This window comes from Helicobacter rodentium ATCC 700285 (genome assembly GCF_000687535.1).
In the GTDB taxonomy this organism is placed as follows: domain Bacteria; phylum Campylobacterota; class Campylobacteria; order Campylobacterales; family Helicobacteraceae; genus Helicobacter_D; species Helicobacter_D rodentium.
This window is the reverse complement of the sequence record NZ_JHWC01000001.1, coordinates 262,579-277,105: the sequence shown is the minus strand read 5'-3', so window position 1 is coordinate 277,105 and position 14,527 is coordinate 262,579. Positions and strand designations below refer to the sequence as shown.

Here is a 14,527-nt window from a genome sequence, read left to right as displayed (position 1 = left end):
TCTTCGTGGGGTTATCCCAAATTTCAAACAAGGAGCCAAAATGGAAAAAAGTAGGCGTGAGTTTTTAAAAACTACCGCAAAAACTTCCGTAGCAGTCGCGGGTGCTGGTGTGGTATTAGCAGGCTGTGGTAAAAAAGGCACGAGTGAGAATCTTGTTCGTGGAAAATCTCCAAAGCAAGAAATTCTCTACCAAAAAACACAGCAATGGGATTTGTATTATTCTGTTGCAAAATAAAAAGTGAGGTGAAAAATGAGCGAAGCAATTAAAAGACGCCAAACTAGACGTGCGTTTTTGAAAATGACCGCTCTTGGAAGTTTAGCAGGCGCAAGTGTTGCACTAGGAGCTGATAGCCAAAAAACAATGCGCCCAGCAACTGCTCAAGAGCTAAAAGAGAGATACCCACAATCTAAAAAGATTAAAACAATTTGTACGCATTGTTCTGTGGGTTGTGGAATCGTGGCAGAAGTTGTTGATGGTGTATGGGTGCGCCAAGAAGTTGCACAAGACCACCCTATTTCTCAAGGTGGGCATTGCTGCAAGGGTGCAGACTTGATTGATAGAGCAAGAAGCGAAACAAGATTGCGCTATCCATTGGAGAAAAAAGATGGCAAATGGGCGCGTTTAAAGTATGATGAGGCAATGGATAAGATTGCAGCACAACTTAAGCAAATCCGAGAGGAAAGCGGACCTGATGCCGTAATGTTTTTAGGAAGTGCAAAATGCTCCAACGAGCAAAGCTATTACATTAGAAAGTTTGCAGCATTCTTTGGAACCAACAACATAGATCACTGCGCTAGAGTTTGACACAGCCCAACAGTTGCCGGTGTGGCAAATACATTTGGGTATGGTGGTATGACAAATCACCTTGGCGATATGCAATTTTCTAAATATATTTTAGTGATTGGTGCAAACCCAGCCGTGAATCACCCTGTCTCTATGGTGCATATTTTGCGCGCAAAAGAAAAGGGAGCAAAACTTGTTTGTATTGACCCGCGATTTACAAAAACAGCGGCAAAATGCGATGAATTTCATAGAATCCGAAGCGGGACAGATATTGCCTTTGCGTATGGATTGCTCAACCATATCATTGCAAAAAAGCTTTACGATGAGCAATATCTAAAAGATAGAGTAGATGGCTATGAAATGATTATGGAGGAAGCTAAGAAATTTACTCCTGAAGTGGCAGCCGATGTATGTGGAATCCCAGCAGATGCAATCCGCCATATTGCAGAAGAAATGGCAGCAGCAAAACCTGCAAGCTTGATTTGGAATCAAGGGCTTACACAGCACACAGTGGGGACAAGCAACACAAGAATGATGCCTATTTTGCAAATGTTCTTAGGAAACATTGGTAAAAATGGTGGAGGTGTAAATATCTTACGCGGACACGATAATGTGCAAGGTGCGTCTGATATGAATAACCTAGCGGATTCTTTACCGGGATATTATGGATTGGGCGATCCTGCGTGGAAACATTTCTGCCGACATTGGAATGTGGATTATGATTGGATGGTGTCTCGCTTCAAAAATAAAGAAATGATGGGCAAAACAGGCTTTGCGCATTCTACTTGGAAATTTGGTGTTTTAGATGAGGAAAATGCGGCAAACAATGCGGGGACTAAATTACGCGCCTTAGTTGTAATTGGTTCAGGTATGACAACGGTCTCTTTGCTTGATTTACAAAAACAAGCAATGGATAAGCTAGATTTAGTTGTGTTTGTAGATCCTTATGTGAATGATTTGGCGATTTATAGTGATAGAAAAGAGAATCTCTTTATGCTTCCAGCGGCTTCACAAATGGAAACAAGCGGTTCAGTTGCTGCAACCAATCGTAGTTATCAATGGCGTTCTAAAGTTATGGAACCACTCTTTGAATGTCGTCCAGATGAGGAGTTTTTGTTTGGTTTAGCGGAAAGATTAGGATTCTTAGAGGAATACCAAAGAAGACTTTATGATATTGCAAAAAGCAAAGGTAGAGAGAAATTTATTTGGCCAGAGGACGCGACAACAGAGCTTACACAAAGTATCCGAAGCATTGGTTTGCAAGGTATGAGTCCAGAGCGATTAAAAGCACACCAAGAAAATTGGCATAAGTTTGATAAGGTTACTTTAAGAGGAACAGGCGAGTTTAAAAACGATTATTATGGATTGCCTTGGCCTTGTTGGAGTGATAAGCACCCCGGAACTCCTGTAATGTATAATGATAGCATTCCTGTAATGGAAGGTGGAATGGGATTCCGTGTTAATTGGGGTGTTACAAATCCTAGCGGACAAAGTATGCTAACTCCACGCACATTGCCAAATGCAAAATATACCGGCGGACACGCACCTGTAACTGCTGCAAATGCGGAATCTTTAGGTATTAAACTCACTGAAGAGGAAAAGAAAGCGGTGGAGGGTAGCACTTTTGCGCTTGGAATCGGCAATAATATCTTGGTTGAAAAAGCCTTAGAGCAAGGAATTTGCCCTTATGGTAATGGAAAAGCAAGAGCAAATGTTTGGAATTGGTATGACAAGATTCCATTGCATCGTGAGCCTTTACACTCTGTGAGAGGAGATTTGGTGGATAAATATCCAAACTTCCCAGATAAGCCAAACCATTTCCGCGCGAATATCAAATATCGCAGCCGACAAAAAGAGTTGGGTGAAAATAAAAATTGGGTTGATGAGTTTCCTGTCAATATGTTAAGTGGAAGACTTGTTGCGCATATGGGAACAGGTGCGGAGACAAGAAGTGCAAAATACTTAGCAGAAGTTGAGGGAGAAATGTTTGTAGAGATTCACCCAGATAAAGCTGCGGAGATGAATATTAAAAATGGTGATATGCTTTGGATTTATGGAACAATGGATACTAGAATCTTAGTTCCAGCAAAACTTTCTACAAGAGTGGATTATAATAGTATTTGGTTGCCGCAAAACTTCTCGGGAATGGATCAAGGCGTTTCGAGGCTTGATAAATATCCAGAAGGTACAAAACCTTATGCGATTGGCGAATCTGCTTGTATGATTGCAAGTTATGGGTTTGATTATAACTCTGCTTGTCCAGAAACCAAATGTGGTCTATGCCGCATTGAGAAAGCATAAGGAGTGAAAGATGAGTAACACAATTCCTACAAATCTTGAAAATTTTTCAAGAATTAAGTTTTATTGCGATACAAATCGTTGTATTGAATGCCACGGCTGCGATGTTGCTTGTAAAGAAGCGCATCACTTGCCCGTTGGCGTGAATCGCAGACGCGTTGTCATCTTAAACGAGGGACAAGTCGGCAAAGAAAGTGCAGTTTCTGTGGCTTGTATGCATTGTGCGGACGCTCCTTGTGCGCAAGTATGTCCTGTGGATTGCTTTTATATCCGTGCTGATGGAATCGTTTTGCACGATAAGAAAACTTGTATAGGTTGTGGTTATTGCCTCTATGCTTGTCCTTTTGGTGCGCCACAATTCCCTAAAAATGGAGTTTTTGGCTCTCGTGGTGCAATGGATAAATGCACATTCTGTGCAGGTGGTCCTGAAGAGACAAATAGCAAGGAAGAGTATCAACTCTATGGACAAAACAGAATCGCAGAGGGTAAAGTGCCAATGTGTGCAAGTATGTGTTCTACAAAAGCTTTGCTTGCAGGAAGTAGCGAAGAGGTTTCTAATATCATTACACATCGTGCAACTATGCGCGGAGAGAATATTCCTAATGCTGTGCCTAATGTGTGGAAAACCGCATACAATGATTAAGGAGGATTCTATGAGAAATTTATTGAAATTCTTTAGAATCTTAATGTTAGCTATTTTTGTGGCGGGGACAAGTTTTGCTTTTGCTGCAAATCCTAGCGTTCCACAAGAGGGCGGGAAGCAATATGCAGAAGTCATAAGTGGCAATAATGCACTAATTGCGCCCGAGCAGAGAGCAAATCCGAATCTTTATGGTGGTCCTGAAGTAGAGGCGATTAAAGGTTGGGGGCTTGGGTCTCCCAATGCAAAGGGCTATGGTGAGCTATTTACGCTCTTGCAAGGGCATTATTTCTCCACAATTTTTGGAGTTTTGATTGTTCTTGTGGTTTTAGCGTTTTTAGGGCATTTTATGATTGTAGGGCAAAAGAAATTCAATCACGGCAAAAAGATTCGTGTGTTTTCTAGCTACAATATTTTTGTGCATTGGTGCGCTGCGATTCCTTTTGTGATGATTTGCCTCACAGGCTTAATTATGGTCTTTGGTGATAAATTAGGTGGGGGCGGTTTTGTGCGCTTTGCAAGAGATATTCACGGAATCGCAACGATTGCATTTGCGATTTTTGGCACTTTAATGTTCTTGATGTGGTTTAAAAATGCCTTGCCTAAAGCCTATGATATTCAATGGCTAATGATAATGGGCGGGTATTTAAGCAAAGAGAAAAAGCCAATCCCTGCTGGAAAATTTAATGCAGGACAAAAAATGTGGTTTTGGGTTTGCACAGTGGGTGGCTTTGTGATGGTAATTTCTGGTGCGTATATGTTCTTCCAATTTGCCGATATTGACACTTTGCGTTTAATGGCAATGGTGCATAATTTTGTAGGATTCTTGATTATTGCACTTCTTATTACGCATATTTATATGGCTGTCTTTGCGATAGAGGGGGCTTTGCACTCTATTATTGATGGACATATGGGTGAAGAGGAAATTGCAATTTTGCATAGTTATTACTACAAAGAATTAAATGCTGCATAATGGAATCCTATTATAAAGCATTAAAAATTGAGAAAATCTCTCCTAACGGGTTTAGGGGGGATTCTCTTGCAGGTTGCATTGAGGATAATGTAGTATCAGAGGAGCGCATTGCGTTTTATCTCAATGGCAAAAAACTACTTTCAGTTATGAGTATCCCAAAGGAGCAGGATTGCCATATTGTTGGGTTTTTGATAAGTGAAGGTGTGATGAGTAATGTCTCGCAGATTCGGCATTTAGAGATTGCTAAAGACGGAAAATCTGTTGCAATAGAAGCGGAGATTGTAGAGGAAAATCTTAAGAATCTTTTTCGTGAAAAAACGCTCACTTCTGGTTGCTGTGTAGGGGTTGCGGGAAATTTAGAGGGGCATATTGTAGAGCGGTTTGTGGAATCTAGCAGGAAAGTTTTATGTAGTGAGATTTTTACGCATTTAAGATTCTTTGAAAAGCCAAGCGAATTGTTTGACAAAACGGGTTGTGTGCATAAAGCAATGTTAGTTTTAGAGGATTCACAACTTATTTGCGAGGATATTGGGCGACACAATGCAATTGATAAAGTAATGGGAAAGGCGCATTTGCAAGGGCTGGATACCAAGAATGCGCTATTGTATGTGAGCGGACGCTTATCGCTTGAAATGGTGATTAAAGCAGTAATGCACAATATCCCCATTGTGGTTTCTAAAGCCGCTGCAACTTTTATGGGTGTGAGAGCTGCGCAAGAAACAGGTGTAACACTGATAGGTTTTGCGCGAGGGGAGAGGGCAAATGTCTATACGCATAGCGGTAGAATTTGTGCGGATTCTTAAGTTTTTTAGATTGCTACTAGGCTATGGTTTTTCTTATTGGGGGTGAAACGCACACAGGAAAGACATTTTTAGCGCAAAAACTACTAGAAATGCACCATTTTCCTTATATGAGTCTAGACCATCTGAAAATGGGGTTTATACGCGGTATGAATCCTCCACCTTTTGATGTTACAGAGGATACAAAAATTGCAGAGTTTTTGTTTGGGATTGTTGCTGGAATCGTAAATGTTTGTTTGGAAAACAATCAAAACCTTATGATAGAGGGTGTTTATTTGCCACCCTCTAAAACGCAAGTTTTTCTTGATAATCCTCATATTAAGATTCTTTATTTGTTGTTTAGCAAGGAATATATTTTACAAAATTACACACTTATTTTTGAAAAAGAAAATGCAATAGAAAAACGACAAATTGCAGAGAGAGATTCTAAGGAAGTATTGATAAGAGAGCATACAAGACTCAAGAAAGAATGTTTGCGTTTCTCTCTACCCTTTTTGGAGATTCAAGAAAATTATGAAAAAGAAATTACAAAAGCCTATGAGTTTTTTGCAATTTGATTTTACGCGCTTAATAATTGATAAGATTTTATTGTTGAATTTGCTTTGATTATGGGTTTGCAAGTGTAGATGAATTATTAATGTGATGTATGGCGAAAAGCTAAGCGATTTTTGCAATGATATATTGCTACCTTGTTATTGTGTCTCCACTTTGTCATTGTAAGGGATTTGCCCGAAGTAATCTATAATTTAGCGCACCAACGATTCCTCCACCTCGTCATTGCAAAACTTCGCAAGAAGTCGTGGTAATCTATAATCTTGCATACATTAAACTTTACAATTCCAAACAAAGATTCCATTGCAATATTTTTCTTTATTTAATATTATAGATTGCTTCGTCATTTACTTTGCTCACTTCTTGCAATGATGAATCCCACGCAGTCATTCAATCTATAATATAGAATCTTGCCCTTAAAGATTCCAAGTTTATTTTTTGAAACGAATTGGAATCTCTGGATTGCTTATCCAAGTGGGGGTGTCTAAATTTTCTAAAACTCCTTCACTAATCCTTTTGGTTTTATCGGCAATGAATTTTTGGTTTAAGTAGCTTACTTCAATAGAAGTGCTAAAGAATAAGCCTTGCGAATAAAAGATTTTTCCGTGATTGTTAAAGTGTAGGTGAATAGGGCAGAAAAATTCATTTAAACGTTTAAGTTGTGTGATTCTTTGATGAAAGCCTTGTTCCTCTTCGGGATTGCAGCCGTGAAATTCAAAAATCACTTGTGTGAAAAACTCCGCAAGGATTCCAATTTCTATTCCCTCTAGCATTTCCCATTCGGCATTTTCAATATCAATTTGTAAAATATTTGCTTGGGTTTTGTCTAGCTTATTGTCTTGAAGAAGGGATTTTAAAGTAATGGTGGAATCCTCATCGTGCAATCCGACAAATTTTTTATGGAATGTAATGTTTGGGTGAGTGTAGGGGGATTTCTCAATGCTTCCGTCATATTCAATCACTTGGTAACCAAGCTCCGCCATTTCCCAATCCCAAGGGGAATAATCAGAAACCCCTAGAGAAATTGCTTTTGGATTCTTTAAATATGGGCTATTTGCCCCCCCCCCCCATTTTTAAATGTATTTTGCTCATTACATAGCCACCATCATTTTTGCCACCGATTCTCACTAAGGAATCCCGCGCAACTTTCACGGGGCGGAGCAATTCCAAATATTGTGTAATTCTTTCAAAAACTTGTGGGTTGTGATTGATTCTTAGATAATTTCTATCTCTATCTTGAAGCAAGAGTAGGAGAAGTTGCTTGTCTTTTTTGGGGATTTTAGCATTTGCGATGCAATTAGACATTAGGATTTGATTTTGTAGTTGATGTGTTGTTTTGGTTTGATTGATTAAAGTTTGTAGTAATTCTTGTAAAGTGGATTCTTGATGTTGCATTTTGAATTCTTTGTATGATGAAATGGTGCGGAAAAGAGGACTTGAACCTCCACGCCTTGCGGCGCCAGATCCTAAGTCTGGTGCGTCTGCCAATTTCGCCATTTCCGCTAAAGCTAGGGCGAAATTATACTTTAAGAAGCTTAAAGTTACTTGAGAGTTTGTAGTGCTTTGAAATTTAATGTATTTTTAGGGAATTGCATACTAATGCAGTGCAAACTCCCGTGTTGCCTTATTAAAATAGAACAATCTATGGGGATAATTTTGTGTTTTGGACAAGCCTTTTGTAGAATCTCTAGGGCAAGTGTGTCGTTAGAATCGTTGTAAATGGGTAGCAAAATCACCCCGTTTAAAAACAAGAAATTCGCATAAGTTGCAGGAAGCCGCTCACTATCATAGTATTTTGGGCTAACAAAGGGCAATTCCACAAGATTAAAAGGCTTACCCTTAAGATTCCGCAATGCTTGTAATTCTTGCTTCATTTTCAAAAGTGCAGGGTAATGCTCGTCCTCTTGGTTTGCACAGCCCACATAAACAATTGTATCTTTATCCACAAAACGCGCCAAAGTATCAATATGGCTATCCGTGTCATCGCCGCTTAAATAGCCTGAATTTAGCCATAGAACCTTTTGAATCCCCAAATCTTTTTTTAAGATTTTTTCTAGCTGTTTTTGTGTGTAAAAGGGATTCCGATTCGCTTCCATTAGGCATTGTGTGTTGGTTAGCATTAGCCCCTCGCCATTGCTCTCTATGCTACCGCCCTCCAAAATTAACTTTTTGGTTTGGACGCGCTTTAGGATTCCTAATTTGTGCAATTTTTGTGTGATTTGATTATCAAAGTTGGAAGCAAATTTTAATCCCCAACCATTAAATCCATAATCCAACACGCAATTTTTGCCTTTTTTAGCGATTGTGATTCCACCAAAATCCCGCGCCCAAGTATCGTTGCTTGGAATCTCTATGCAATACAAATGCTCTAAAATCCCAAAATCCACATTATGCGCCACGCAATAAGATTCAAGAATCTCTAATGTTTCTTTTTTGTCTTTGCAAACTAAAAGGCAAGATTCTACTTTTAAAATCTCTACAATAACCGCGCAATAAACTTGCCTTACTTCCTTTAAATACGGATTCCAATCGGAATTTTCGTGCGGAAAAGAAAGTAGGATTCCATCTTGTTTTTCCCATTCTGCGTAAAATTTTTTCATTCTCTATACTCTTTTTAAAAAAATTGACGATATTATTACATAAATTTTTGTCAAGGAGGGCAATATGGCAATAAATGTTTCTGTTAGTTCTACAAAAAGTAGTTTTGAGTATGCAAATGATTTGCAAAGCGCAATGAGTTCTAATCCACTTAAAAAAAGCGAAACTTCCGCAGAGGATAGAAATAAAAATATCCAAGAAGCTGCGTCCAAGGTTGATGCAAAATCCCTAATGACAGGTTATGTTGTGCAATTCCAAATGAATATCACGATTTCAAGTGAGACGAATTTTTCTTCACAAAATGGGCTTTTTGGGCTTAATACAAGCGCGATGGATAACCCTTTCAAATTGAATGACATTTTAAATGGCTTGGATTTAAAATCTATTGGCTATGAGGGCAAACCCATTCAAGAATTATCACAAGATGAAGCAAAGGCTTTGATTGCAGAGGACGGATTCTTTGGGGTTGCAAAAACTTCAGATAGAATCGCAGATTTCGTCCTAGCAGGAGCGGGCGATGATGTAGAGAAGCTAAAAGCAGGACGAGAGGGAATCCTAAGAGGTTACAATCAAGCAGAAAAGGCTTGGGGTGGTAATTTGCCGGATATTAGTAAAGAAACATTGGAAAAAGCATTGGAAAAAGTAGATAAAAAATTAGCGAGTTTAGGCGTGAATGTTTTAGAACAAAACGCTTAAATTAAAAGGGATTCTATTGGGTGGGTTGATTTTAAGCATTGAGAGTAGTTGCGATGATAGCTCCATTGCGCTCACTCAAATAGATTCTAAACAATTAATCTTTCATCAAAAAGTCTCACAGGAAAAAAATCATAGCTGTTTTGGCGGTGTTGTGCCAGAACTTGCAAGTCGTCTGCACGCAGAAACTCTGCCTTTAATCCTAGAAAAAACTAAAACTTATTTAAAAGATGTTCAAGCAATTGCGGTAACCACCGAGCCGGGATTGAATGTAACATTGTTAGAGGGCGTGATGATGGCAAAAACCCTTGCATACGCGCTTAATGTGCCTTTGATTGGTGTGAATCATTTAAAGGGGCATTTGTATTCTTTGTTTTTGGAATCCGCTGCGATTTTTCCTCTAGGGGTTTTGCTAGTCTCTGGCGGACACACAATGTTGCTTGAGGCAAAGGGATTCCACGATATTCGCATTTGCGCACAAAGCCTAGATGATAGCTTTGGAGAGAGTTTTGATAAGGTAGCAAAAATGCTGAATCTTGGTTATCCGGGAGGTCCGATTGTGGAATCGTATGCAAAAAAGGGTTTGAGGGATTTTTTCACACTTCCGATTCCATTGAAAAACAAAAAACAATTTGCCTTTAGCTTTTCAGGGCTTAAAAATGCGGTGAGGCTACAAATTGAGAGCGAAAAGGCAGAGAATGGAATCTTAAGCGAGTCTTTTAAGGAAAATTTATGCGCCTCTTTTCAAGAAAGTGCCATTACACACATTATGCAAAAATGTAAAATCTTTTTTGAAAAGAATGCAACAAGTGTTACGCAATGGAAGTATTTTGGAATCGTGGGCGGAGCGAGTGCAAATCTAGCCTTGCGGAATCGTATTTTAGAAATGTGTAACTTTTATGGAGTGCAACTTCTTTTAGCTCCTTTGGAGTTTTGCTCGGATAATGCGGCGATGATTGGACGCGTAGCGGTGGAGTCTTACCATAACAAAGAATTTAGTTCGTTGGATACTCTGCAAACAAAACCTAGAATGACAACATTTTAAGTATAATTTAAGTTTTTATGCTTAAAATTCATTGTTTTATATTTAAATGATAAAGGAAATAATATGGCAACTTTTAAAGGAAATGCAGTAACTCTTGCAGGAAAAGAAGTTAAAGTCGGAGATAAAGCTCCTAAAGTGGATTTAGTCGCAGGTGATTTAAGCTTAAAAAGTGTCGGTGGAGCAAGTGGCAAATATCAAGTGATTAATGTTGTGCCTTCATTGGATACAGGTGTTTGCGCAACACAAACACGCAAATTTAACGAAAAAGCGGCTTCATTGCCAAACACAGAAGTGTTTGTGGTCTCTTTGGATTTACCTTTCGCACAAGGTAGATTCTGCTCCACAGAGGGAATTAAAAATGTTGTGGCATTGAGCGATTTTAGAAACAAAGAATTTGGAAATGCCTATGGTGTTATCTTGGCAGATTCTCCATTGCAAGGACTATTAACACGCGCTGTGTTTGTTGTGAATCCTAATGGTGAAGTTGTGCATAAAGAAATCGTGAGTGAAATCACAACAGAACCCAACTATGATGCTGCATTAAACGCAGTAAAATAATGCAAAAGGTGTTGTTGTATCTACACGGATTCCGCAGTGTTGGGCTGTGTTACAAGGGGAAGCAGATTGCTTCCTTTGCACCCGACTCTCTTACTCCAAGCCTCTCTTATGTTCCAGATTTAGCGATTGCGTGTGCAGAAGGATTAATAAAAAAGTATGGCGCACAGAATCTTTGCCTTATTGGTAGTTCGCTTGGTGGTTATTATGCGACTTATTTAGCAGAAAAGTATGCGATTAAAGCTGTTTTGGTTAATCCTGTGATAAATGCCTATAAAACACTATTACCCGCGATTGGACAAGTGAATGTTTCTTACAATAACACTTCATTTTTTTGGAGTTTGAATTTGGTAGAAAGTTTGAAAAAATATTTTGTGGATTCTATCACTCCAGAGCTTTATTGTGTGCTTTTGCAAAGTGGAGACCAAGTGTTAGATTATAGAATCGCCGCACAAAAATTTAAAGATTCTAAACTTATCATTGAAGAGGGCGGCTCGCATCATTTTGATAATTTTATCTCTCAAAAAAATACCATTTTAGAATGGGCGGAAAACTAAAAGCAATCCATATAAATATTTCATAAAAATCCAAGTGAGATGACAGCTAGTTTTGCTAAAAAATATTTATTGTGTGCCTCACCAAAGCTATCATATAAAATGATAATCAATTTTAATATTATTTTAAATTTCTAAAAGCTAAAATTCTAAAACTTAAATAATTGAGGAGTCAGAAATGACCATTAATGCTTTAAAAGATGGAGAATGTGGCGTAATTACACATTTGAAAGTAGATGAGCAGTTGCGTGATAGATTTTTTAGCTTTGGAATCTCTAAAGCAAAGCAAATTAAAAAAATTGAAACTTCTCTTGGCGGTTCTACAATTTTGGTTGAGCTTGATAGAAATTGTATTGTTTTGAGGGCAGACGAGGCAAATGCGATTGAAGTAGAAAGGTTAGAAAGATAAATGGAAAAACAGACAAAAATAATTAAAATTGCCCTTGTGGGTCAGCCTAATGTTGGCAAGAGTCTTTTGATTAATACGCTTTGCAATTCTACTATGAAAGTAGGGAATTTTCCGGGTGTAACGGTGGAGAAAGCTCAAGCAAACACTACTTATAAAGATTACTTATTGCAAATTATAGATTTACCCGGAACTTACTCGCTTTATGGTTATTCAGAGGAAGAAAAAATTACGAAGCATTTTGTGGAATCCGATGATTATGATTTGATTGTCAATGTTGCAGATTCTACAAATTTGGAGCGTAATTTGCTTTTGAGTGCTCAATTGCTTGAAATGCAAAAAAAGATGATTTTAGTTCTTAATATGAGTGATGAAGCACGAAAAGAGGGTGTTAAAATTAATGTAAAGGCTTTGAGCGAGTTGTTAGGGATTCCAAGTGTGCAAGTTTCTGCTCATACAAAGGAAAATTTAGAAGCTCTATTAGACACTATTGTTCAGACTTATGAAAGGGGACAAAGTACCAATAAACGCATTTATAGCAATGCGATTGAGGCAGAAATTCTACATTTAGAGGAGTTTATAAAAAGCAAAAAAGATGCGAGTTTGGAATTGCTCCACTTAAATGCGCGTCAAATTGCTATTTTGCTACTTAAGCAAGATGAAAAAACTTTTCAGATTCTACACAAAAAACCCATTTGGATGGAGTTATCTCAAAAGCTGCAAGACTCTTTAAATACTCTTTATACAATTTATGATACCCCTTCAAATAAAGAGATTTTTTTGGAAGATTTAAATGCGTTTGTGCAAGGTTTGATAACTGAAACTGTGCGCTATGAGGGAAAAGAGAAGCAAGGCTATACGCATAGTATTGATAAGATTCTTATCAACAAATATGCAGGGATTCCCATTTTTTTATTTTTTATGTGGGCATTATTCCAGCTTACCTTTACGCTTGGTGCATTGCCTATGGATATGATTGAGGATTTTTTTAATTGGTTTGGAGGTTTAATTAAAGACAATGTCAGCAGTGAAGCTCTCGCTTCTTTGTTAGCTGATGGGATTGTGGGTGGTGTAGGGGCAGTTGTTTTGTTTTTGCCAAATATCGTAATTTTGTTTTTTGGAATCGCATTGTTGGAGACAACAGGTTATATGTCTCGCGTTGCTTTTTTGCTAGATGGGTTCTTTCATAAGTTTGGTTTGCACGGAAAAAGCTTTATTCCGCTTGTTACAGGTTTTGGTTGTTCTGTTCCGGCTTTTATGGCAACAAGAACTTTGAAAAGTCGCAAAGATAGATTATTGACGCTTTTTATTATTAATTTTATGAGTTGTGGTGCAAGACTCCCTGTGTATGTGCTGTTTGTTGGTGCATTTTTTCCAGCGCAACAAGCAGGAAATTGGCTTTTTGGAATCTATATTTTAGGGGCAATGCTTGGGCTTGTAATGGCAAAAATTTTGCGCCTAACTGCTTTTAAGGGTCCAGATGAACCATTTGTTATGGAAATGCCAAAATATCGTATGCCAAATTGGAGGTTAGTATGGTTTGCGATTTATACTAAAGCAAAAATGTATCTGAAAAAAGCAGGAACCTTTATCTTAGCAGCTTCTATTTTGGTATGGTTTGCAAGTTCTTATCCCGCACAAGAGGATACAAAGGAATCCTATGAGACAAAAATAGAGCAAGCTCTCAATGAGAAGCAAAAAGAGAATCTCGCCTTTGCGTTGGAGGAATCTTTGATTGAAAATAGCTATTTAGGACAAACAGGCAAACTTATTGAGCCAATTTTTGCTCCATTGGGCTTTGATTGGAAAATGAGCGTTTCACTTCTTAGTGGATTGGCAGCTAAAGAGGTTGTGATTTCTACTATGGGTGTGCTTTATTCGCTTGGTAGTGAAGTGGATGAAGGGAGCGAAAACTTAATGCAAGTGATTAAAAGCGTTATTCCGTTACAGACAGCCATTGCTTTTATTCTTTTTATAATGATTTATAATCCTTGCTTGGCTGCAACAATGGTATTTGGCAAAGAGGCAGGAGGATTAAAATATATTGTTTTTTTGTTTCTCTTAACAAGCGTGAGTGCTTATATTGTTGCTTTGTTTGGTTCTATGATTGCAGGTGTGATTCTGCATTCATAGAATCGTAAGTAGTCTAAGTTTTGCATTCTAAAACACCACCGCGTCCTTGCAAATTCTAGTGAAGCAATCTATAATCTTGCAAACCAAGATGCTATCACTGCGTCATTGCGAGGAATGAAATGACGAAGCAATCCATAATCAAGCAAAAAATTAGATTCAACAATGGAATCCTTACAAATAGATTCTACATTATAGATTGTCCCGAATGCTACGCATTCTTGCAATGACAGAAAGTCAGCCACCTCGTCATTGCGAACGCAGTGAAGCAATCCATAATACAGAACTGCTTTAGGGATTCCATTGTAAAATCTTGGATACGCACGATTATAGATTGCCACGAATGCTACGCATTCTCGCAATGACAAAACAAAAACCTAAAGCAATGCAAGATTATAGATTTGCAAGTATGGGTAAAATCCTTGTGGATTGTGCGCTATGGGATTTTAAAGAATCTCTAGCGATGATGATAAGATTCAATGAAAGTTAGAGTGGATTG

17 protein-coding genes and 1 tRNA gene are annotated in these 14,527 nt (G+C 38.2%); 13 read left to right on the top strand and 5 right to left on the bottom strand.

The features are described 5' to 3' along the window. Nucleotides 1-40 precede the first annotated feature (40 nt). The 6 genes from BS85_RS0101400 to BS85_RS11880 are packed head-to-tail and all read left to right on the top strand — an operon-like array spanning nt 41 to nt 6,052. Nucleotides 41-235: a twin-arginine translocation signal domain-containing protein gene (locus BS85_RS0101400; protein ID WP_026943223.1), complete on the top strand. Its 195-nt coding sequence runs from the start codon at nt 41-43 to the stop codon at nt 233-235. 15 nt (nt 236-250) lie between these two features. Next, nucleotides 251-3,085 (top strand): molybdopterin-dependent oxidoreductase, encoded by a 2,835-nt coding sequence (locus BS85_RS0101390; protein WP_084310114.1) that lies wholly within the window; start codon nt 251-253, stop codon nt 3,083-3,085. Nucleotides 3,086-3,095: 10 nt separating this feature from the next. Next, entirely contained in the window at nt 3,096-3,725 is a 630-nt protein-coding gene (gene fdh3B, locus BS85_RS0101385; RefSeq protein ID WP_026943220.1) for a formate dehydrogenase FDH3 subunit beta, read from the top strand. A 10-nt stretch (nt 3,726-3,735) separates the two neighbouring features. Beyond that, a complete protein-coding gene (locus BS85_RS0101380; RefSeq protein WP_026943219.1) occupies nt 3,736-4,695 on the top strand; it encodes a formate dehydrogenase subunit gamma in 960 nt (319 codons plus the stop codon). Then, nucleotides 4,695-5,498 (top strand): formate dehydrogenase accessory sulfurtransferase FdhD, encoded by an 804-nt coding sequence (fdhD, locus tag BS85_RS0101375; RefSeq protein ID WP_026943218.1) that lies wholly within the window; start codon nt 4,695-4,697, stop codon nt 5,496-5,498. Before BS85_RS0101380 ends, fdhD begins: the two co-directional genes overlap by 1 nt. Nucleotides 5,499-5,521: 23 nt before the next feature. Further along, the gene (locus BS85_RS11880; RefSeq protein ID WP_026943217.1) at nt 5,522-6,052 is read left to right on the top strand and encodes a hypothetical protein; all 531 of its coding nucleotides are present in this window, start codon (nt 5,522-5,524) and stop codon (nt 6,050-6,052) included. A 426-nt stretch (nt 6,053-6,478) separates the two neighbouring features. On the opposite strand, the gene BS85_RS11205 is transcribed toward BS85_RS11880, so the two are convergent. The 4 genes from BS85_RS11205 to BS85_RS0101355 form a co-directional block, all read right to left on the bottom strand. After that, entirely contained in the window at nt 6,479-7,030 is a 552-nt protein-coding gene (locus BS85_RS11205) for an FkbM family methyltransferase (protein ID WP_156938003.1), read from the bottom strand. A 67-nt stretch (nt 7,031-7,097) separates the two neighbouring features. Further along, entirely contained in the window at nt 7,098-7,442 is a 345-nt protein-coding gene (locus BS85_RS11200) for a hypothetical protein (protein WP_156938002.1), read from the bottom strand. Nucleotides 7,443-7,465: 23 nt separating this feature from the next. Further along, nucleotides 7,466-7,550 (bottom strand) — tRNA-Leu (locus BS85_RS0101360). Between the two features lie 38 nt (nt 7,551-7,588). Then, nucleotides 7,589-8,647, bottom strand: a complete 1,059-nt coding sequence (locus BS85_RS0101355; RefSeq protein ID WP_026943216.1) for an agmatine deiminase family protein — start codon at nt 8,645-8,647, stop codon at nt 7,589-7,591. 64 nt (nt 8,648-8,711) lie between these two features. Here BS85_RS0101355 and BS85_RS0101350 point away from each other — a divergent pair, with 64 nt between their 5' ends. From BS85_RS0101350 to feoB, 6 genes are all read left to right on the top strand, one after another. Continuing rightward, nucleotides 8,712-9,341, top strand: coding sequence for a hypothetical protein (locus BS85_RS0101350; RefSeq protein WP_034550889.1), 630 nt, complete (start codon nt 8,712-8,714; stop codon nt 9,339-9,341). A 25-nt stretch (nt 9,342-9,366) separates the two neighbouring features. Further along, nucleotides 9,367-10,383 (top strand): tRNA (adenosine(37)-N6)-threonylcarbamoyltransferase complex transferase subunit TsaD, encoded by a 1,017-nt coding sequence (gene tsaD, locus BS85_RS0101345; protein ID WP_026943214.1) that lies wholly within the window; start codon nt 9,367-9,369, stop codon nt 10,381-10,383. 63 nt (nt 10,384-10,446) lie between these two features. Then, complete coding sequence (gene tpx, locus BS85_RS0101340) at nt 10,447-10,941, top strand: thiol peroxidase (protein ID WP_026943213.1); 495 nt, start codon at nt 10,447-10,449, stop codon at nt 10,939-10,941. Continuing rightward, nucleotides 10,941-11,495, top strand: a complete 555-nt coding sequence (locus BS85_RS0101335) for a YqiA/YcfP family alpha/beta fold hydrolase (protein WP_245596253.1) — start codon at nt 10,941-10,943, stop codon at nt 11,493-11,495. Before tpx ends, BS85_RS0101335 begins: the two co-directional genes overlap by 1 nt. A 175-nt stretch (nt 11,496-11,670) precedes the next feature. Further along, nucleotides 11,671-11,901: a FeoA family protein gene (locus tag BS85_RS0101330; protein ID WP_026943211.1), complete on the top strand. Its 231-nt coding sequence runs from the start codon at nt 11,671-11,673 to the stop codon at nt 11,899-11,901. Continuing rightward, nucleotides 11,902-14,031 (top strand): ferrous iron transport protein B, encoded by a 2,130-nt coding sequence (gene feoB, locus BS85_RS0101325; protein WP_026943210.1) that lies wholly within the window; start codon nt 11,902-11,904, stop codon nt 14,029-14,031. Between the two features lie 68 nt (nt 14,032-14,099). Here the strand turns inward: feoB and BS85_RS0101320 are convergent, their stop codons facing one another. Then, nucleotides 14,100-14,396 carry a hypothetical protein gene (locus tag BS85_RS0101320; protein WP_156938001.1) on the bottom strand — a complete coding sequence of 99 codons (297 nt, stop codon included), beginning with the start codon at nt 14,394-14,396 and terminating at the stop codon, nt 14,100-14,102. Here BS85_RS0101320 and BS85_RS12000 point away from each other — a divergent pair. After that, nucleotides 14,390-14,518 carry a hypothetical protein gene (locus BS85_RS12000; RefSeq protein WP_273211915.1) on the top strand — a complete coding sequence of 43 codons (129 nt, stop codon included), beginning with the start codon at nt 14,390-14,392 and terminating at the stop codon, nt 14,516-14,518. The genes BS85_RS0101320 and BS85_RS12000 overlap by 7 nt on opposite strands. Nucleotides 14,519-14,527: the final 9 nt, after the last annotated feature.